This is a genomic window from Sutterella wadsworthensis, assembly GCF_003315195.1.
Taxonomy (GTDB): domain Bacteria; phylum Pseudomonadota; class Gammaproteobacteria; order Burkholderiales; family Burkholderiaceae_F; genus Sutterella; species Sutterella wadsworthensis.
On the sequence record NZ_QNRV01000002.1, the window covers coordinates 1 to 19395 of the forward strand.

At 52.4% G+C, this 19395-nt stretch carries 14 protein-coding genes; 7 read left to right on the forward strand and 7 right to left on the reverse strand.

Features of this window, described 5'->3' with window-relative positions; all coding sequences use genetic code 11:
• Positions 1 to 151: 151 nt before the first annotated feature.
• Complete coding sequence (cysK, locus tag DES29_RS01175; protein WP_038025330.1) at positions 152 to 1075, reverse strand: cysteine synthase A; 924 nt, start codon at positions 1073 to 1075, stop codon at positions 152 to 154.
• Between the two features lie 233 nt (positions 1076 to 1308).
• Between cysK and DES29_RS01180 the strand changes: the two genes are divergently transcribed.
• The 6 genes from DES29_RS01180 (at position 1309) to hydF (ending at position 9115) form a co-directional block, all read left to right on the forward strand.
• The gene (locus DES29_RS01180; protein ID WP_021994639.1) at positions 1309 to 3138 is read left to right on the forward strand and encodes an AMP-dependent synthetase/ligase; all 1830 of its coding nucleotides are present in this window, start codon (positions 1309 to 1311) and stop codon (positions 3136 to 3138) included.
• Positions 3139 to 3302: 164 nt separating this feature from the next.
• Positions 3303 to 4616 (forward strand): coproporphyrinogen III oxidase family protein, encoded by a 1314-nt coding sequence (locus tag DES29_RS01185; RefSeq protein ID WP_016475266.1) that lies wholly within the window; start codon positions 3303 to 3305, stop codon positions 4614 to 4616.
• Positions 4617 to 5259: 643 nt separating this feature from the next.
• On the forward strand, positions 5260 to 6630 hold the full coding sequence (locus DES29_RS01190; RefSeq protein WP_021994638.1) for a [Fe-Fe] hydrogenase large subunit C-terminal domain-containing protein: 1371 nt from the start codon (positions 5260 to 5262) through the stop codon (positions 6628 to 6630).
• Positions 6631 to 6651: 21 nt separating this feature from the next.
• On the forward strand, positions 6652 to 7005 hold the full coding sequence (locus tag DES29_RS01195; protein WP_113854333.1) for an iron hydrogenase small subunit: 354 nt from the start codon (positions 6652 to 6654) through the stop codon (positions 7003 to 7005).
• Positions 6998 to 7684: a cytochrome b/b6 domain-containing protein gene (locus DES29_RS01200; RefSeq protein WP_005429269.1), complete on the forward strand. Its 687-nt coding sequence runs from the start codon at positions 6998 to 7000 to the stop codon at positions 7682 to 7684. The genes DES29_RS01195 and DES29_RS01200 overlap by 8 nt, the downstream gene beginning before the upstream one ends.
• Before the next feature lie 186 nt (positions 7685 to 7870).
• Positions 7871 to 9115 carry a [FeFe] hydrogenase H-cluster maturation GTPase HydF gene (gene hydF, locus DES29_RS01205; protein WP_021994637.1) on the forward strand — a complete coding sequence of 415 codons (1245 nt, stop codon included), beginning with the start codon at positions 7871 to 7873 and terminating at the stop codon, positions 9113 to 9115.
• Between the two features lie 69 nt (positions 9116 to 9184).
• Here hydF and DES29_RS01210 read toward each other — a convergent pair whose 3' ends face one another.
• Positions 9185 to 10786 (reverse strand): peptide chain release factor 3, encoded by a 1602-nt coding sequence (locus DES29_RS01210; protein WP_005429265.1) that lies wholly within the window; start codon positions 10784 to 10786, stop codon positions 9185 to 9187.
• 249 nt (positions 10787 to 11035) lie between these two features.
• Here DES29_RS01210 and DES29_RS01215 point away from each other — a divergent pair, with 249 nt between their 5' ends.
• Positions 11036 to 12379: a solute carrier family 23 protein gene (locus DES29_RS01215; protein WP_016475269.1), complete on the forward strand. Its 1344-nt coding sequence runs from the start codon at positions 11036 to 11038 to the stop codon at positions 12377 to 12379.
• A 559-nt stretch (positions 12380 to 12938) separates the two neighbouring features.
• Here the strand turns inward: DES29_RS01215 and DES29_RS01220 are convergent.
• The 5 genes from DES29_RS01220 to DES29_RS01240 form a co-directional block, all read right to left on the reverse strand.
• Positions 12939 to 15275, reverse strand: a complete 2337-nt coding sequence (locus DES29_RS01220; protein ID WP_021994636.1) for a Tex family protein — start codon at positions 15273 to 15275, stop codon at positions 12939 to 12941.
• Between the two features lie 85 nt (positions 15276 to 15360).
• Positions 15361 to 15873: an AtaL-like protein gene (locus tag DES29_RS01225; RefSeq protein WP_016475271.1), complete on the reverse strand. Its 513-nt coding sequence runs from the start codon at positions 15871 to 15873 to the stop codon at positions 15361 to 15363.
• Between the two features lie 7 nt (positions 15874 to 15880).
• On the reverse strand, positions 15881 to 16981 hold the full coding sequence (locus DES29_RS01230) for an amino acid ABC transporter permease (protein ID WP_016475272.1): 1101 nt from the start codon (positions 16979 to 16981) through the stop codon (positions 15881 to 15883).
• Positions 16982 to 16991: 10 nt separating this feature from the next.
• Positions 16992 to 18056, reverse strand: a complete 1065-nt coding sequence (locus DES29_RS01235) for an amino acid ABC transporter permease (protein ID WP_236578867.1) — start codon at positions 18054 to 18056, stop codon at positions 16992 to 16994.
• Between the two features lie 233 nt (positions 18057 to 18289).
• Positions 18290 to 19312 carry an amino acid ABC transporter substrate-binding protein gene (locus DES29_RS01240; protein WP_005429248.1) on the reverse strand — a complete coding sequence of 341 codons (1023 nt, stop codon included), beginning with the start codon at positions 19310 to 19312 and terminating at the stop codon, positions 18290 to 18292.
• Between the last annotated feature and the right edge of the window lie 83 nt (positions 19313 to 19395).

Below are 19395 nucleotides of genomic sequence, written 5' to 3' on the forward strand. Positions count from 1 at the left end.
TGGTGCGTCAGTTAAGTAAAAAGCAGCGCGATATGCTCGCGCTGCTTGGATTGAAACTGCCGCCTAAAACTCTCCGCTGATTTATGGATCAGTTAACCGGGAGTTCAGGAAAAACGGGCTGATTTTATTGAAAGATTGCTGACTTCAAAAATTAGGCATTCGTCTTCACGAAACCTGGAACCGACAGATAGCGCTCACCAGTATCAAAGTTAAGCGCTAAAACTCGCGAAGCTTTCGGCAAGGTCGGCAAAAGCCCTGCAACGGCAGCGAGTACCGCACCAGTGGAAATACCAACGAGCAAACCTTCCTGACGAGCTGCCGCCTGTGCATACGCAAAAGCAGCATCGTCTTCAATATCCAGGAACTGGTCAATCACGTTCTTGTCAAGATTGCCCGGCACAAAATTGGCGCCGATACCCTGAATGCGATGCGGACCAGCGTGCCCCTCCGTAAGAAGTGGGCTGCCCTTCGGTTCGACAGCATAGGTCTTCACGGTCGGCCAGGCGCGTTTCAAAACCCGTGAAATACCCGAAACATTGCCGCCGGTACCAAAAGCCGAAACGAAGACATCCAACCCTTCAGGGAAGTCAGCGACAATTTCCGGCCCCGTGCGCAATTCGTGCGCCTTGGGATTACTTGGGTTTTCAAATTGGCCTGCCACCCAAGCATCAGGCAGCTCCTTCTGCAATGCCAGCGCACGGTCGACGGCACCTTTCATACCCTGTGCAGCAGGTGTAAGAACAAGTTCCGCACCATAGGCCTGAGCAAGAAGACGACGCTCCACGCTCATCGATTCTGGCATGACGAGAATCATACGGAAGCCCAGCACAGCACTCACCATCGCAAGTCCCACGCCGGTGTTGCCTGATGTTGGTTCGATAATAGTGCCTCCTTTTTTGAGGTCACCGCGGGCAACCGCATCAAGCACCATTTGCAATGCAATACGATCCTTAACAGATCCACCCGGATTGGCGCGCTCCAGCTTCAACCAAACATCATGATCCGGGAAGAGACGCGACAGGCGCACCACCGGCGTATTGCCGATAAGTTCGAGCACGGAAGCGTACTTACTCATTAGATAATCCTCCATCACGTGCGGCTTTATGAAGTAAAGAAGCCGCATTCGTTGCTCCGACCAAGGACCATCATATAACGATTTAGTTAAGGTGTCAGGGTAAATACGGATAAATTAGGACAGAAACAAGGCAACTTCTTCTATAGTTTTACGCTTGGTTTAGTGCATCCGAACTTTGTTCACAAAGTTCGTGAGCGCATAAAAAAAGAATCTCATTAAGGATCTATCAGAGAATGGGTCGATCAAGTGAACTCGATGGGCTGACCACACTCCCCGAACTGCTCATGCAGAGCATCCAAAAGAACGGCGACCGTGAAGCCTTGCGCCAGTACGACCGTGCGACCGGAAAATGGGAAAGCTGGACCTATAAGGAACTGGGCGAGCACGTGCTGGCCTGGCGCCGAGCTTTTGCGGCGATGGGATTAAAACCTGGGGAACGCATCGCGATCCTGATGCCCAACGGACGTGACCATGTCTGCGCCGATCAGGCTGCGCTTGCCAATGGTCTCATTCCGGTACCGCTGCATGCAATTGATACGCCGGGAGCAAGTGCTTTTATTACCATCGATAGTCAAGCTGCGACTTTAGTCACTAACAAACTGACTCGCTGGCAGCAGATCCGCGCCACAGGCGTCCCGCTACCCGACCTTAAGAACATCATCATTACCGATCCGGGAGAAACCGAAGACAAGTCTGAAGGACGTTTTCACATCCGCAGTCTTGAGTCGATCCTTCTGGAAGGGGCTTCCGGGACAGAAGATCTCCCTGCCGGTCCGCTTGAAGATGACTTAGCCGGCATCATCTATACATCCGGCACTACCGGTCGCCCAAAGGGCGTGATGCTCACGCATCGCAACATTGTGAGCAATGTAAAGGCAACACTCGAATGTGTGTCCCCAAAAGTGGGGGACACCTTTCTTTCTTTCCTGCCGCTATCGCATACATTCGAACGCACGGCCGGATACTACCTCGCCTTGGCCACTGGCTGCATCATTGCCTACAACCGCTCTGTATTGCTGCTTGCCGAAGATTTGAAAACAATTAAGCCCACGGTAATCATTTCGGTCCCCCGTGTGTATGAACGTATTTACGCTCGCGTGCAGGATAAGCTTCGGAAGTCCCGTCCTATCGCCAAGAAGCTTTTTGACTGGGCTGTTGAAGTGGGTTGGCGCGATTTTTGCCGCAAGAACCATCTTCCAGTAGAAAAATCCGGTCGTTCGTGGCTCGACGGGATTGTTCGCGCAACGCTGCTTCACAAAATGGCCAATACACTTCTTTCGCAGTTTGGCGGACGCCTTCGTATTGCCATTTCGGGAGGCGCAGCGCTCAATCACAAAGTTGCCCGCACCTTCTGCGGCTTGGGACTGCCTATCATTCAAGGCTACGGCATGACCGAAGCCAGTCCTATCATTGCTGGCAACTGTGTTGAGTTCAATCAGCCCGACACTGTTGGCAAACCTTTCTGTAATGTCGAAATCCGCCTAGGCGAGGGCAATGAAATTCAGGTCCGCGCACCCTCCATCATGAAAGGTTATTGGCACCGCCCTGAAGACACTGCGGCTGCTTTTACTAAGGACGGTTGGCTTAAAACCGGTGACGTCGGCGAGTTCAATGCTGACGGGATGCTCAAGATTAAGGGACGCATCAAGGAAATCATCGTAACCAGCACAGGAGAAAAAATTCCTCCTGCTGATTTGGAAAGCGCTATCGAAACCGATCCGCTCTTCGCACAAGCCTACATCGTGGGAGAGAACAAACCTTACCTTGGCCTCCTTGCCGTCGTAGAGCCCAATGAATGGGCTAGCCTTGCCGCATCGCTTAATCTTGATCCCAATGCGCCTGAAAGCCTTGCTTCACCTGCAGTACGTACAACAGCACTTAAGCGTGCTAAGACTGCGGCAGCTGACTTCCCCAACTATGCGCTTCCGCGTGCCGTAATTCTTACGACGGAACCCTGGACGATCGAAAACGGTCTGATAACGCCGACTTTGAAGCTCAAACGCGGCCCGCTCTCAAAGCACTTTGCCGCCGAGATTAAAAAGCTGTACGCCGTTCACGGCTGACTAACCTTGTGACTAAAGTGAAATCAACGCCCGCAGAAAGATCTGCGGGCGTTGATTTATCTCCATCAGACTTACGCTTCTTCAGGAAACTCCGGATGCGCATTGTTTAGAATCCGGAACTTCAAAAACATCTTCGGGCCCGAAATCGGCCCCGCCAGACCTTCATGACGAACAGCACCTACGTTCCCAAGCCGCGCGAGCTGCTTCCGGACTGGATGGTCGGACTTACCGACCGAGTGATGAACTACTACACCAAGCGGTATCTGAACTGCGAACCGGTGATCTTAAAAAATCCGCCGTTACCGCAGGAAGGACACCAGTACATGCTTTACGCGCATGTGCCCTTCTGCCACACGCTCTGTACATACTGCACTTTCCATCGCTTCCTTTTCAAGGAATGGAAAGCGCGTGAATATTTCCAGAACCTGCGCAAGGAAATGGAATATGTAAAAGCACTGGGATATGACTTCACGGCGATGTATGTGGGCGGCGGTACGACCACAATTCTTGAGGACGAACTCGTCAAGACGCTCGAACTTGCCAAAAAGCTCTTTCCATCCATCAAAGAAATTTCATGCGAAACGGATCCGCAAGTCATCATGACGCCGCAGTTTCGCAACCTGCAAGGGCTCGTCGACCGTATGTCCATCGGCGTACAGAGTTTCAATGATGAAATTTTGAAGCTTTCTGACCGATATGAGAAATTTGGTTCCGGAGAGCAGATTTACGAACGCCTTCAATATGCGCAGGAACTCTTCCCCACCTGCAATGTTGACATGATGTTCGGCTTCCGCGGTCAATCGCTTGATGTCCTCCATGAAGACATGGAAAAGATTGTGAAACTCAATCCTCGTCAGGTAACGACCTATCCGCTGATGGTAACTTCGCAGACGCGTGCAAGTGCCAGAGCCAAGATTGCCGCTACGGGCCTTGAGCTCGCAGATCAATATCGCGTGATCATGGATTCGCTCGAGAATCATTATCGCCAACTCACCTCATGGACCTTTGGACGTACAAACGACGAAGGGTTCGATGAGTACGTTGTTGACCACGACGAATATCTAGGCGTTGGTTCCGGTGCTTTCAGCTTCCTCGGTGACAGTCTCTACGTCAATACCTTCAGTCTTCGCCGCTACGCCGAACGTATCGCTGCTGGCAATACTGGTGTCGAACGCCGCCGTACGTTCGACAAACATTCAATTCTGCAGTATCGACTCCTTCTCGGACTATTCTCTCACCGCCTTTCGCGCAAGTACTTCCGTGAAGTTCACGGTGTCAATCTCGACCGTGCGCTCATGAAGGAAATGATGGGATTGCGCCTTTCGGGCGCCATCAAGGATGACCCAAACGATCCTGACCGCATTATCGTCACGGATGCCGGCAAATTCCTCGGTCTCGTCATGATGAAAGCTTTCTATGCCGGCATGGATCACGTTCGTGCGGAACTTCGTGCCCCGCTCAAAGAAGAGGACATGTAAAAAAACTGTTCAAGTTTCCTAAAAATGGCAGCTCAATAAGAGCTGCCATTTTTATTGATAATCCCCAAGCATCCTCGACAGTCCTCATGACGCCGGCAAGCAATCAACTCTGCAGAATTAGATGGATATCCCTCTAAACAAGGCAAACCGAACGATAAAAGTCATCTTGTTCAGCCCTTTGAAGCTGCTCTTCTGATAATCCAGTTTTTGTACCAATTGAATGCAAGATGCTTCACTGATAATCCTGACGAAATTTCTCAGGAATATGAAGGGAATTGTTCACAATGCAGTTCCAGTTTGATTTGCATTAACTACCGCATAGAAACAATTCAAAACACTTCCAAAGAACTACCGATGTCTACCTACTTGGTATTAAACAGGGGCATTACGTTCGAGCTAGCTGCACGATAAAATGCGGGCGTTCGCAGGAGTCTCGGATTAACTTTCTACTAATTCGACTTGCTCCCGCTCAAAATTAAAAACATGTCCAGAAATTTCAACGATCCCAATCGTCGGGCGCTCACGCTGCACGACGGTTCGCTGAAACTTCGGACTGCAACAAGAAGAAGGAACTGCGCTGCGGACGCCCTCTACCTAGGGGTGCGCCCCTTTAGGTGTTTTTCCGACTTCGGAGAAAATGTCCATGTTCAAGGATACGATGACGATCCACACCTTCGGGCCGGGCGAAAACGCATACGGTCAGAACGGTGGCGCCTACGAAGGCAATCTGCGCAAGGGTGAGCTGCGCGGGATTATTCACATCAACAAAGATCACTGCGTTGGGTGCGACACCTGCCGCAAGTTCTGCCCGACAGATGCCATTAAGGGTGGTCTCGGCGCCAAACACGAGATCATTGACGATGCGTGCCTTTATTGCGGCCAGTGCCTTGTGGCCTGCCCGTTCAATGCCATTGAGCAGATGAGCTTCGTTGATGAGGTCGAACGCGTTCTTGACGCTAAGGACCGCATCGTGGTTGCCCAGCCGTCGCCAGCCGTGCGCGTATCGATCTGCGAAGAATTCGGTGGGGAACCCGGTGAACTCTCGACCGAGCAAATGGTCAACGCTCTGGAAGCCCTCGGCTGCGTCACGTACGACTGCAACAGCTCTGCGGACCAGACGATTATCGAAGAAGGCACCGAATTCGTGAAGAAGGTGCAATACTGGGTACTCGGCGAACGTGGGCCTGAAGTCGACGAGCAGGGTAAACACCCGTTCCCGCATTTCACATCTTGCTGCCCGGGCTGGGTGAAGTACGCCGAAACTTATGCGGCCGACATGCTCCCCCACCTTTCCACCGCGAAATCCCCTCTGCAGATGGGTGGCACGCTCGCGAAGACGTGGGCAGCCAAGCACATTCTCAAGTGCGATCCCCGCAAGGTCTACTTTGTTTCGATGACGCCCTGCACGGCCAAGATCTTCGAGGCTTCCCGTCCCGAAATGAATACCGCCTGGCGTTGGCTCATTGAGCACAAGGAAATCCCGGCTAACACGCCTTCCTTCCAAGATATTGACGCCTCTCTCACGGCGCGCGACCTTGCCGAACTTTTCCGTCGCAAGGGCATCAACCCGCTCCTTATGCCGAAGACCCGCAAGCGCGACAGCGAAACACATCCGCTTGAGGTCTATTCTGGCGCTGGCACGATCTTCGGCTGCTCCGGCGGCGTGATGGAAGCGGCGCTGCGCACCGCCTACTTTGCCCTCGCTGGCAAGGAACTCGATAACAAGGACATTGAGGTCGTTCGCGGCCACAACAACGCGATTATTGAAGCCACAATCCCCGTTCCCGTTAAGGAACTCGGCGGCAAGATTTTTGAAGTCCGCGTTTGTGTCGTTAACGGCTGCAACCAGGGTATCGCTGAAGTGCTCCACCGTGTTCGCGTCGATAAGAACCGCTACCACTTCATCGAAGTCATGAACTGTCCTGGCGGCTGCGTCAACGGCGGCGGCCAGCCGGTTCAGCCAGTTGGTACATCTTGGCTCAAGCCCACCACACCGCTTCCCCTGCGCGTCTAATTTTTAGAGGTTCTCAAAAAAATGTTCTCTCAAAACTATTCCTACGCGGAACGTCCTGCGGCCTTGATTCTCGGCCGTCGAGGCTTCCTGAAGGTGAGCGGCCTCTGCATCGGCGCCGCAGTCGTTTGCGGCTGGGCAATTGGCGACATGGTGTCGCGCCGCAGTTCAATCATCCTTGCTCGTCAAGCCGGTCTCTATCAAGATGACAAGCTTTGTCAGGCAATGGGACTTGCCTCTTCGCACAACAATCCGGTTGTGATGTCTGTCTATAAGACCATGAAGGCCAAGCCCGTGGATCATACGATGCACGAGCTCCTGCACACCCATTTCTACTCCCGTTCCATGCTAACCATGACGGAGGCTGCTCATGTCTGATATTCCCGCCCTTGCTCCAGACCGTATTCTGCGTTTTCATGCGCCGGATAAGGTTTTTCACTCGCTCAACGCCATCACGTGGTTCGCACTGCTCTTTACGGGCATGTACGTTTACTTTTTGAATCCGTCGGATGAAGCTGCCGAAACGGCCATGCTTATTCACTTGATTCTCGGCGCAGTGTTCACGTTCAACCTGCTCGGCTTCATCGTGATTGCCCCGGACCGCTTTGCTCTGATCATGCGTGCCTGCTTGGAGTGGGATCGCAATACGATCTACTGGTTCCGCAACTTCGGTGGCTATCCCCGCCGTTTCTTCAAGATCCCGTTCGGTCCAGTTGAAGTTCCTCCGCAGGGCCGTTACAACGGTGGCCAGAAGGCTTCTTACCTGCTCTTCATGGGTATGATTGCCGCGCTGGCGGTGACGGGCTGGCTCCTTTGGATCGGTGCACCGGTCACGGGCAAGTTTGTATACTGGGCCACCTTCTATTTCCACGTCTGGGGTTCAATCATCATCTCAGTCCTCGTGGTTTGCGCTCATATCCCGCTCGCACTTCTCTCGCTCGAGCACTTCAAGGGCATCTGGCGTCTTGGCCCGGGCACCATCTCGGTTGAAGCAGCAGAACACCATGCTCCGATCTGGTTCGAACGAGATGTTGTTCGCACCGACATCGAGAAGTAATGTGAGCATGCCGCTGCATTTTTCCTCATTCACATGAGGCGCAGCAATGTGCTAAAGGCCGGATTTTCCATCCGGCCTTTTCTTTTTGCGCTATACCACCACCATCAAACAAAAGCCGCACACGTCTGAGATTCCTCAAACCTCAGAACTCAAGCAGCTCCTCTCATAAGTACCTCGGAATTCACCATGCTCGACACGCCCAAAGGTCTACGCATCCATATCGGTCTCTTCGGTCGACGCAATGCCGGTAAAAGTTCACTGGCCAATGCATTGACGCACCAACACATTTCCATTGTCTCTGATGTTCCCGGCACCACAACGGACCCGGTGGAAAAAGCCTGTGAACTCGCCCCCATCGGCCCCGTAGTCTTCATCGACACCGCTGGTATTGATGATGTCGGAGAACTTGGCCGCGCCCGCGTCGAACGCTCCAAGACCGTACTTGAATGGGTCGATCTTGCGCTCATCGTTGCATCGGCCCAAGGCCTCGAAAACAATGATCGAGAAATTGCTGCAGATGCCAAACATCTCGGCACCCCAGCAATCCTCGTTCTCAACAAAGCCGATCTTGCGGGAGGAGCCCCTTCCGCTGAAGTACTGTCTGACGCCGAGTCTCTAGGGCTGCCCATTGTCATCACGGATGCAAGAACTGAATGCGGCGTAGACGCCCTCCGAACAGCCATCATTAAGATCGTGCAGGATGATACGGAGCCTGACCGCCCAATCGCCGGCGATCTTGCCCATGCCGGAGATACCGTTGTTCTGGTTACCCCAATCGATAGCGGAGCTCCCAAAGGACGTTTGATTCTTCCTCAAGTGCAAGCAATCCGGGAACTCCTTGACGCTCATGCCAAAGTAGTGGTCGTGCAACAGGACCGCGTAGCTGAAGCCATCAATGAACTTAAGGTGAACCCTGCCTTCGTAATGACAGATTCGCAAGCGATTGATGATGTCGCAGCCCAAACGCCCGACAACATTCCGCTCACGACTTTCTCTCTGCAGATGGCCTACGCTAAAAGCGATCTGATTGAACTTGCTCGCGGAGCAGCAGCCCTTTCGCATCTCAAGGACGGCGACAAAGTTCTCATTTGTGAAACGTGCAGCCATCATCCGCAGAAAGATGACATCGGACGCCTGAAAATTCCTCGCTGGCTGCGAGAGAAAACCAAAGTCAATCTTACGATTGATGTGGCTGTCGGCAAAGATTTCCCTGATGATCTTCGTCCTTACAAAGTACTGATCCAATGCGGCGGCTGCGTTGTAACGCGCAGACACATGCTGATGCGTCTGCGCAGGGCAAAAGCTCAAGGAGTCCCGATGACAAACTATGGCATTGCCATCTGCTGTTTACGCGGGTATTTGGAAAGAGTTCTTTCCTGTCATCCTGAAGCACTATCCGCTTATCGCCAAGCACTTGCCAAGGAAGCCTAAGAAAAGAAAGCCCGACCGTTCTGTCAAAGTGAACTGCCGGGCTTTATTGTTATTAGCTCTCGGAAACGATCAGAAGACCTGATTCATTTCACGAGTAGTGTGAAACTGCACCTGTGGCCAATGCTTCATCGTGGTTTCAAGGTTGTAGATCGATGTTGCAAGGTAAACCTCATTCCCGTTGACATCGGTGGCAAGACGCGCATTCTGCTCCGCTTCGAACTCACGTTTAGTCTTGTCGTCAGGGAACGAGAGCCAGCGAGCAGTGGAAACATCAGTAGATTCGTAAAGTGCATCCACTTTGTATTCATCAGCCAGGCGCTGTGCAACAATCTCAAATTGCAGCTGACCGACCGCACCAAGAAGAATGTTTCCGAATTCGCCCGTGAAAACCTGAATTGCACCTTCTTCGCCTAGTTCTTGGAGTCCCTTCTGCAATTGCTTGGCCTTGAATGGATCTTTGGAACGAGCAGCACGGAAAAGTTCTGGCGCAAAATTGGGGATGCCGGTGAATTGCAGTTTTTCTCCTTGTGTCAAGGTATCGCCAATATGAAGTTGGCCATGGTTGTAGATACCGATGATGTCTCCAGCAACAGCATCCGTCATGATCACACGGTCCTGCGCCATGAAAGTAAGTGCATTCGGAATCTTCATTTCGCGGTCTTCGCGAACATGCAGCACTTTCATGCCAGGTTGGTAGCGTCCAGAACAAACACGGAAAAACGCAATACGGTCGCGGTGGCGAGGATCCATATTGGCTTGGATTTTGAAAACAAATCCAGAAAAATGATCCTCAAATGGGTCTACCATGCGAACGCCAGCATCACGCGGCTGCGGGCGAGGAGCCCAATCGACAAGCGCATTGAGCACATCTTCAACACCAAAATTGTTCACACCAGAACCGAAGAATACCGGGCTCTGTTCACCAGCAAGGAACTTCCTAAGGTCAAAGGGATCCGTCGCCCCCTGCACAAGTTCGATCGACTCGCGCACGTAGGGCATTTCCATCGGATAAAGCTCATCAAGCTCGGGATTGTCGAGCCCTTCAATCAATTCGCGATCTTCCGTGAGGCGATCTTCGCCAGCGGTGAATCGCACGAGATGATTCTTCAACAATGAAAATACGCCGCGAAAGGTTTTGCCCATGCCAATCGGCCACGTAATCGGTACGCACTGAAGTTTCAGCACGTTTTCGATTTCGCCGAGCAGATCGAGAGGATCTCTGACTTCACGATCGAATTTATTGATGAACGTGATGATCGGCGTCTTGCGCATACGACAGACTTCAAGCAGTTTGATCGTCTGAGCCTCAACGCCCTTGGCGGCATCAATCACCATGACTGCAGCATCGACTGCTGTAAGCACACGGTAAGTATCTTCCGAAAAATCCTCGTGACCCGGCGTATCAAGCAGATTGATGACGTGATCGCGGTAGTGAAATTGCATCACTGAACTCGTCACCGAAATACCGCGCTGTTTCTCAACTTCCATCCAGTCAGAGGTCGCATGCCGAGAGGCCTTGCGGCCTTTAACCGCTCCAGCCATTTGAATGGCACCGCCAAAAAGAAGGAGTTTTTCGGTAAGTGTCGTCTTACCAGCGTCAGGGTGGGAAATGATGGCGAAGGTGCGGCGTTCTTCCACGTCTCGCACTAACGCAGGATTAGGGCTTGTCATGCTTCTTCAGGACAATGGACTGACTGCTCTGGCAAGGCGATTGCATTGGCGCGGCAGCCGAAAGGTTCGCCATTTTAGCAGAGGCCCCATGAAAAACCTTAGGAATTGCCAGTGAACCAAGCTTCAATGGCTATCGACAACCATGCCAAAAAGTTTGTATCACAAACGATTCTCGAAACATTTGGATACGACGAGCTCTAAAATGGGGCCGTTTGACCTTTTCACCTACCTTTGCACCGTACTTTCGCTATGAGCTACTTTCCTACCTGGAAACTGAAGACCTCCGGCATCATCGCTCCTGATGAGCGCCTCCCTATCGGACAAACGCTTGCCCTGGGCGTTCAGCATGTTGTCGCCATGTTCGGCTCCACTGTGCTCGCCCCGCTATTGATGGGTTTTGACCCCAATCTCTGCATTCTGATGAGCGGCCTTGGCACGCTCATTTTCTTTCTGCTCGTGGGCGGTCATGTGCCGAGCTACCTTGGCAGCTCCTTCGCCTTCATCGGTGTTGTCATTTCAGCAACCGGCTACGTTGCCGGTTCGGGCATGAATCCCAACATCCCAACGGCCCTAGGCGGCATCGTCATATGCGGCTTAATCTATGCAATTGTTGGGCTCATCGTTATGAGCACAGGCGTACGTTGGATTGAGCGCCTGATGCCGCCAGTTGTTACCGGCGCAGTGGTGGCGGTAATCGGCCTGAATCTCGCACCCACCGCTGTTAAGAGCGTCGGTCCCACAGATTTTGACGCCTGGATTGCCATCCTTACAGTGCTCTGCGTGGGCGGCGTTGCTGTTTACACCCGAGGCCTCATTCAGAAGCTTCTGATTCTCGTAGGCCTTTCACTCGCCTACGTTATCTACGCCATTCTCACAAACGGTATGGGATTAGGAACCCCTATCAACTTCGCCAAGATATCCGAAGCTGCTTGGTTCGGAATGCCGCAATTTGAAACTCCCGTCTTCTCTCTTTCGGCCATCACGCTGATCGCCCCTGTGGTAATCATCCTTGTGGGCGAAAACCTCGGTCACATCAAGGCGGTTACCGCTATGACTGGCCGTAATCTCGATCCGTATATGGGCCGTGCATTCCTCGGCGACGGCCTTGCCACCATGTTTTCGGCCTCCTGCGGCGGTACGGGCGTTACGACTTACGGCGAAAATATCGGCGTAATGGCTGCCACCCGCGTGTACTCGACGCTGCTCTTTCCAGTGGCGGCATGTTTTGCAATCATCCTGGGCTTCTCACCCAAGTTCGGTGCAGTCATTCAGACAATTCCGCAGCCAATTCTTGGCGGTACATCAATCGTGGTCTTCGGGCTCATTGCTGTTGCGGGTGCTCGCGTATGGGTGGTGAACCATGTCGATTTCGGCGACAACCGCAATCTCATCGTTGCAGCCGTAACACTCATTTTGGGTGGCGGCGACTTCACTATTCACTTAGGGAACTTCACGCTCGGAGGCATCGGCACTGCTACCTTTGGCGCGATCATCCTCAACGCACTGATGGAATTCGGTGAACGTCGAGTTTCCGGCACGATTGAAGAGGAACCGCATGAAGCAAATTTAGACGCTCAGGCTGACAAACAATAATTCTTGTCGCCCTCCGTTCCATTGAAGGCCCAAACGGAACTGCTCGTTTGGGCCTTTCCTATTGCAGCGACATGCCTTCTTCACGGTCTCTCCCGTTTTTTTTGCAACTGCATGCGCCCTGCTAGGATTAACGAAGGCTAGTGCCATGCGTTGAGCTCTATCACCTCCCATCGCAACTCCTACAGAACGCGCATCACGAACAATGAAACGCTTGAGAAGGCCAGTAAATCCTCCAGCGATTTATGCATAAAAAATCCTGTCATTTGAGCTCTATGCTGCTGCGAATCGAAATGCGGACATGATCCCTTTGTCGCTCAGGTGCTTTGCCGAATGCACAATGTATTGATGCGTTTTCCCTAGCCCCACTGTCGCCGCAATTCATGCATTTTCGTCGGCGCATACATTCACCGAGCATACGACCTTGTTCCTCCCGCCTATAAAGAGAGCTGCACGATCCTTAGCCGCTTGACGGTAGTCTGAGTAACCACAATCTTAGTGATGCCGCAAAAAGGCTCGAAGTTATCCCTAAACTTCGAGCCTTTAATCTCCCGGATCCGTTTTATCGCTTAAGTGCAGCGAAAGCTGCTCCAAGGGCCGTCTGGGCAACTTTTCCGCCCTTATTCCGATCACTGTGATCGTTTCTGCCGGAGCCTCCCTTACGACTGACGGCAGAGGCACTTGTATAACCTCCCTTGCCATCTGAACGCATGGAGAGTGCAATGCGTTGACGCGCAGGGTCTACCTCAATCACGACAACGTGCACTACTTGCCCCACTCGCACTTCTTCCCGCGGATCCTTAACGAAGTGATCAGCTAGTGCCGACACATGCACCAAACCGTTGACGTGCACCCCAATATCAACAAAGGCGCCAAAAGCAGCTACGTTGGCAACAACACCCTCAAGCTTCATGCCTGGACGCAGATCATCAATCGTCTGCACATCATCCTTGAAGGATGCTGTCTTAAATTCCGCTCGAGGATCGCGGGCAGGCTTTTCGAGTTCGGCAAGAATGTCGCGAATCGTGAGAACACCGAACTTTTCATCAACGAAATCCGTAGGTTTAATGCGCTTTAAAACGGCTCCATTTCGCATTAAATCCTGCACACTCGTTAAGCCCAAAGCCTTGGTCATCTCCTTAACAAGTCCATAGGCCTCTGGATGCACTCCTGTTTCATCCAGTGGATTTGTTCCCTGCGGAATGCGCAAAAACCCAGCAGCCTGCTGAAAGCGTGCATCCCCAAGAAATGGCACTTTCTTCAATGCTTGTCGGTCGGGAAAAGCTCCTTCCTTTTCGCGATAAGCAACGATTTCTTGCGCCACACGACGAGTCAGCCCCGCAACATGCGACAAAAGCTGCGGACTTGCGGTATTGACGTCAACACCCACAAAGTTCACACAGTCCTCAACCACTGCTGCTAGACGACGGGCTAGCTTTAGGTGATCCACATCGTGCTGATATTGACCAACACCAATTGCTTTGGGATCGATTTTTACCAACTCAGCAAGAGGATCTTGCAGTCTGCGTGCGATAGACACCGCCCCGCGGTAACTTACATCAAGATTTGGCAGCTCTTCCGTGGCGAGTTCCGAAGCGGAATAAACCGAAGCGCCTGCTTCACTGACCATAACGCGCTGCGCCTCAATATCTGAATGCGTACGCAGAACATCTCCCACAATGGCGGAAGTTTCTCGACTTGCCGTCCCATTGCCAATAGCAATAAACGCAGGTTTGTATTTATGGCATAAGTCAATCAGCTGTGCCTCAGCCCGCTGCTTTTGGGCTGCCGATGTATGCATCATCAATACATCATGTGCGAGTACTCGACCTGTTGAGTCGATAACTGCAGTCTTTACCCCAGTCCGAAAGCCTGGATCCAGACCAAGCACCGCATAATGCCCGGCAGGAGCAGCCAATAACAAATCACGTAAGTTTTCTCCGAAGACTCCTATAGCCGTTTCTTCCGCTCGCTCACGAATCTCTTCAAGGAGATCTGTTTCAATGGAGAGACGCAATTTCACGCGCCATGCCCAACGACAGACGGAAAGAAGCCAGTCATCGGCCAACCGCCCTGTTCGCTCAATCCCATAATGCTTCGCGATAAGCGACTCTGCCGGATGCGGGCTCTGCAGCTCTTCATCGGGAGTGAGTTCGACAGAGACAGCCAAAACACCCTCACGGCGACCGCGAAGCACAGCAAGCACGCGATGGGAAGGAATTTTTGAAAGTGCCTCTCGAAATTCGAAATAATCTTTGAATTTCGCACTCTGGGCATCGGCATCAGCAGGCTGATCGCCCCCCAGTTCCACCCACTTGGAGACCAACTCGCCGCGAGTGGACATGAACTCACGCAGTGTCTCGCGTAAGCCAGGATCCAAACTGATGCGCTCGGCCAAAATATCGCGGGCTCCCGTGAGTGCCGACGCTGCGTCAGCTACGCCTTTTTCAGCATTAATGAAGTTTTCTGCCGCCGCCATAGGATCAACCGTACGGTCTGCCAAAATAAGATCCGCGAGCGGCTCGAGCCCTGCTTCTTTGGCAATCATTGCACGCGTACGACGTTTGCTCTTATAGGGAGCATAGAGATCTTCAAGTGTCTGCTTAGCGTCGGCAGCTAAAATTTGTTCACGAAGCTCATCGCTGAGCTTTCCCTGTGCCTCTATTGCGGCGAGGATGACTCCGCGGCGGTCGTCGAGCTCCCTTAAATAAATAAGACGCTCTTCAAGGATGCGAAGCTGCGCGTCCGAAAGATTACCGGTCACGTCCTTGCGATAACGGGCGATAAATGGAACGGTTGCGCCGCCATCAAGAAGTGCGACGGCCGCCTCCACCTGATTTGGGCGAGCCGAGATTTCCTGAGCAATACGCGTAGTGATGCGAGAGGAGAATTCTGTCATGAAGATCCTGCAGAAAATTTGGGCGCTCTCCCAGAACCTCATCGGTTCAGGACGGAGCGCCCGCAATAATAGCTGTTAGCAATAATCAGTTCTTAAGCGCCATTTTGCGCTCAACAATATCGGTAAGCATCTGCGCCACAATGCTCTGGTCTTTGCTCTCATAAGCAAGACGACGCAGATAGTCGACCTGTTGTTCACGGGAGTTCATCTCTATTGCTGTCGGCACTTCTGGGCGATCTTCGAAATAAATGAAGCGGATGAAGAGTTGCCCAGGCTCTGGTTCTTCGATCTGCATGGAAAAGTCAGATGCCGGCCGTTCCCCGGAACCAGCCGCATGGGAGCGGTAGCTCCCATCTGCTCCAATCTGTACTGTCTCATGAAAGACCAAGTGTCCAAAGTAGATGTTGCGTTCAAATGCGATGCTTCCTGGTTCGCTGCCGCGCCGCTCTGGGGAAACAACCTCCGACTTCGTGACTTCTTCCAAAAAATGCTCCGGCCGATGCGCGAAATCCGCAAGCTCGCCTGAAAGTTCTTCCCGAGTAACCTCACAAGGAAGTCCGGGAACAGTAACGCGAATGATGTGTTCGTGGAATTTCATGGAAACCTCAAATACGGACAACGTGGCGCGCCTTTGCACCTTTCAGCCGTAACTCAAGCCACTGACTGTACCGAGAAATAATGAAACTCGAAATAAAATAGACAAGCGCAATGAATACGTACCCTTCAATAAAATAGGCACGCCAAACAGCATCGCCCAGTGCGAGTTTCAAACTACCCGTCAAGTCATACATAGAGACGACGGTAACTAGGGACGTGTCCATGAAGCAGGAAAGTAGGCTGTTGACAAACGCGGGAATAATGGCTACCAAAGCCTGCGGCAGGATCACGTACTGGTAGCACTGCCTTTCGGTAAACCCCAGAGATCGGGCTGCCGCATACTGTCCCTGGGAAATGGTTTGCAAACCGCCCCGCACAGTTTCTGCCATATATGCCGCCTGGAAGAGTGCAATGCCAATAGCAACGCGCCAGAAGGCATCACACTGCAACCATTCAGGCAAAAGCAGCGGAAAGACAAAAGTGGCCACAAAGAGCACCGTGATAAGCGGCACACCACGAACCAATTCGATGTAACCTGTTGATAGTGCTGAAACAATCGGCATGCGGCTACGGCGACCGATCGCTAACAGAATACCAAGCGGCGACGAGGCAGCCATACCAAAAAGCGTAATGATGACGGTGAGAGGCAAACCGCCCCACATATCGGTACCAATAGGCTCTAAATTGAAAACGCCGCCCAACATCAAAATAAAAAAGGCAAAAAAAGCGGCCACCCACCCCCACAGCAACATGCGGACACCCTGACGCGTCCAACAGGCAGGGATTGCGGAAACTACAAGCATTCCGACGATGATCAAAGTTGCCAGCCCCGGACGCCACTGCAGTTCATAGGGGAATCGGCCAAAAATAATGAGACGCCACTTTTCGGCTACAAAACCCCAACAGGCCCCTGAAGCCTCACGGCAAGCCGCAGGGTTGGGATCCCAAACGGCATTCGCGATGCCCCAATCGAAAACATAGCCCACAACGGCCAAAATAATGAGACCGAGTACAACGGAAAGCACGCTCGCAGCGGGCGAGTAGAAGCAGTTTTCACGCAACTTCATAACCCAGCTGCCAGGATTGCCGACTGTTTGAATCTGCGGCATGACGGCCTCCTTACTGCGGGGCGCGCATGATACGCGCATTAAAGTGGTTCATGATGAACGCGATGATGATATTCACCGTGAGATAAACACCCATGATGATGCAAATGACTTCCAATGCCTGCCCCGTCACATTCATCACTGTCGTGCCAACATTGACGAGATCCGGGTACCCCACCATGACAGCAAGGGATGAATTTTTGGTAAGCGTCATGAACTGACTGGCGAGCGGCGGCATGATTAAACGCATCGCCTGCGGGAAGATCACGTAACTCACTGCTTCCCCGGACTTCAACCCCAAAGCCGCCGCTGCAGCCCATTGCCCAGGTCTTACCGACTCAACCCCCGCACGAACGATTTCCGCAATCGACGCAGAAGTAAAAAGCGTCAGTCCCAGCCAAAGAGTGAGAAATTCCGGTGTCATCGCCGCTCCGCCACGCATTGAGAATCGTGTCGCAGTCGGATGATCCCAACCACCTATGACACCGCAAAGGATCCAAACGAGAGCACTTAAAATAACGAAAATCAAAAAACCACCCATATTGGCAATGAGATTCGTTTGAACCCTCTGAAGTCTTTTTGCGGCTAGCCATCCACCAAAGACGCCGACAACCAAAGCGCCAAGAAGCGCTTTCATTCCCCATAAAGGTACGGCACAAAGCAATCCTGTCTTAGAGAGATAAATCCAATTGCCCAAATGCCAAGCCTGACGAACGCCTGGCAGGAGCTCAGTTACCACCAAATAAAGTGCAAGAAGCAGGACCAACAGCGGCACATTGCGGTAGGCCTCAACATGTGCAGCACCGAGAAAACGCACGACACCGTTTCTCGACAAGCGCATCAGTCCAACGATGACACCAAGAACTGTTGCCGAAACAATCGTACAGGCTGAAATCCGTAGTGTATTGAGAAGTCCTGTCAAAAAAGCTTTCCAAAGCGGATCGCTACTCGAGTAGGCAATCAGCTGTTCGCCGATCTCGAATCCCGCTCGATGATTTAAGAAAGCAAAGCCACTGTGTATATTCTTTGCCGCGAGATTGTCTGCAACATTAGTTGCCAATACGGCAATGAAAGCCACCAAAATGAGGATCAACACGGCTTGAAGTGTGTATTCCCGACGACGACGTGCCTTTTCTCGTGCAATCCAGGCTTCATCGCCTGGAACGATGCTGAAGCTGTCTCTAGCAAACATGTTGGTGGCTCAAATTATTAGAAAATCAACATATTGAGAGGCTCCAGGTCTCGACTAAGTCCTGGAGCCTCTGATGGGAGCTGCTCAAATCGCTCCCTGCTGCCGCAAGGCGGCAAGCATCAGCGGATCGGCATGGCGTACATCAGGCCGCCATCGGTCCAGAGCTTATTCATCCCGCGAGGAAGATTAAGCGGTGAGGTCGGACCAAAGTACTTAGTCCATGATTCACCGTAGTTGCCGACCTGCTTAATGATACGGTAAGACCAATCCTTGTCGAGACCCAGCATACGCCCCATATCCTCACCTGTTCCCACAAGGCGCATCACGTTGGGATCCTTAGAAGTCTTGCGCATGTCATCAACATTTGCCTGCGTTACACCAAGTTCTTCAGCATTAAGGAACGCCATAAAGGACCAGCGAACGATTTCAAAAAACTCCCAATCTCCGCGTCGAACAGCCGGTCCAAGAGGTTCCTTGGTGATCGTTTCCGGCAGAATGTCAAATTTGGAGGGATCCTGAGCCACCGTACGAACGCCGGCCAAGTCGGACATGTCGGACGTATAAGCGTCACAACGACCGGAAAGGAATGCCCCCTGCGTAGCCTCTGTTGTATCGAAGACGACTGTCTTGTACTGCATGCCATGCGAACGGAAGTAGTCCGCCGTAGTCTTTTCGGTCGTTGTGCCCGTTTGGACACATACCGTCGCACCATCAAGCTCCTTCAGACTTTTCACGCCGAGACTCTTTGGAACCATGAAGGCCTGGCCATCATAGTAAGAAACGGCCACAAATACGTTGCCGTGGCTTGCGTCACGAGTCATCGTCCAGGTCGTATTGCGCGCAAGCATATCAATCTGGCCTGAAGCCAGTGCGGTCATGTGCTGCGTAGAGCTCAAAGGAACGTACTTCACCTTGTCTGCATTGCCAAGCACCGCTGCAGCCACGGATCGGCAAAGATTGACGTCGAGACCTTCCCAATGTCCCTTACTGTCGGCACTGGAAAAACCCGGAGCAGACGTATTCACGCCACAAACAAGCTGATCATTGGCACGAATCTTATCGAGCACGGCACCGGCGAAAGCGGGTGAGGCAGCCGTTGCGGCTGCGGCAACAACCGCCGCTGAAAGGAGAGTGGTCTTCATAGTTGGTTTCCTTGTAGTGAAGAGATCGTCGCGGCAGAACGTCCTTGAAGAGATCGCCGGCTGGCGGAGGGAATTATCAACGT

Bases quoted from the DNA above. Each gene is read 5' to 3' on its own strand.
- DES29_RS01220 (WP_021994636.1), bottom strand. From the start codon at position 15,275: ATGACAGAATTCTCCTCTCGCATCACTACGCGTATTGCTCAGGAAATC.
- DES29_RS01180 (WP_021994639.1), top strand. From the start codon at position 1,309: ATGGGTCGATCAAGTGAACTCGATGGGCTGACCACACTCCCCGAACTG.
- DES29_RS01240 (WP_005429248.1), bottom strand. From the start codon at position 19,312: ATGAAGACCACTCTCCTTTCAGCGGCGGTTGTTGCCGCAGCCGCAACG.
- cysK (WP_038025330.1), bottom strand. From the start codon at position 1,075: ATGAGTAAGTACGCTTCCGTGCTCGAACTTATCGGCAATACGCCGGTG.
- DES29_RS01190 (WP_021994638.1), top strand. From the start codon at position 5,260: ATGTTCAAGGATACGATGACGATCCACACCTTCGGGCCGGGCGAAAAC.
- hydF (WP_021994637.1), top strand. From the start codon at position 7,871: ATGCTCGACACGCCCAAAGGTCTACGCATCCATATCGGTCTCTTCGGT.
- DES29_RS01225 (WP_016475271.1), bottom strand. From the start codon at position 15,873: ATGAAATTCCACGAACACATCATTCGCGTTACTGTTCCCGGACTTCCT.
- DES29_RS01230 (WP_016475272.1), bottom strand. From the start codon at position 16,981: ATGCCGCAGATTCAAACAGTCGGCAATCCTGGCAGCTGGGTTATGAAG.
- DES29_RS01185 (WP_016475266.1), top strand. From the start codon at position 3,303: ATGACGAACAGCACCTACGTTCCCAAGCCGCGCGAGCTGCTTCCGGAC.
- DES29_RS01200 (WP_005429269.1), top strand. From the start codon at position 6,998: ATGTCTGATATTCCCGCCCTTGCTCCAGACCGTATTCTGCGTTTTCAT.
- DES29_RS01210 (WP_005429265.1), bottom strand. From the start codon at position 10,786: ATGACAAGCCCTAATCCTGCGTTAGTGCGAGACGTGGAAGAACGCCGC.
- DES29_RS01195 (WP_113854333.1), top strand. From the start codon at position 6,652: ATGTTCTCTCAAAACTATTCCTACGCGGAACGTCCTGCGGCCTTGATT.
- DES29_RS01215 (WP_016475269.1), top strand. From the start codon at position 11,036: ATGAGCTACTTTCCTACCTGGAAACTGAAGACCTCCGGCATCATCGCT.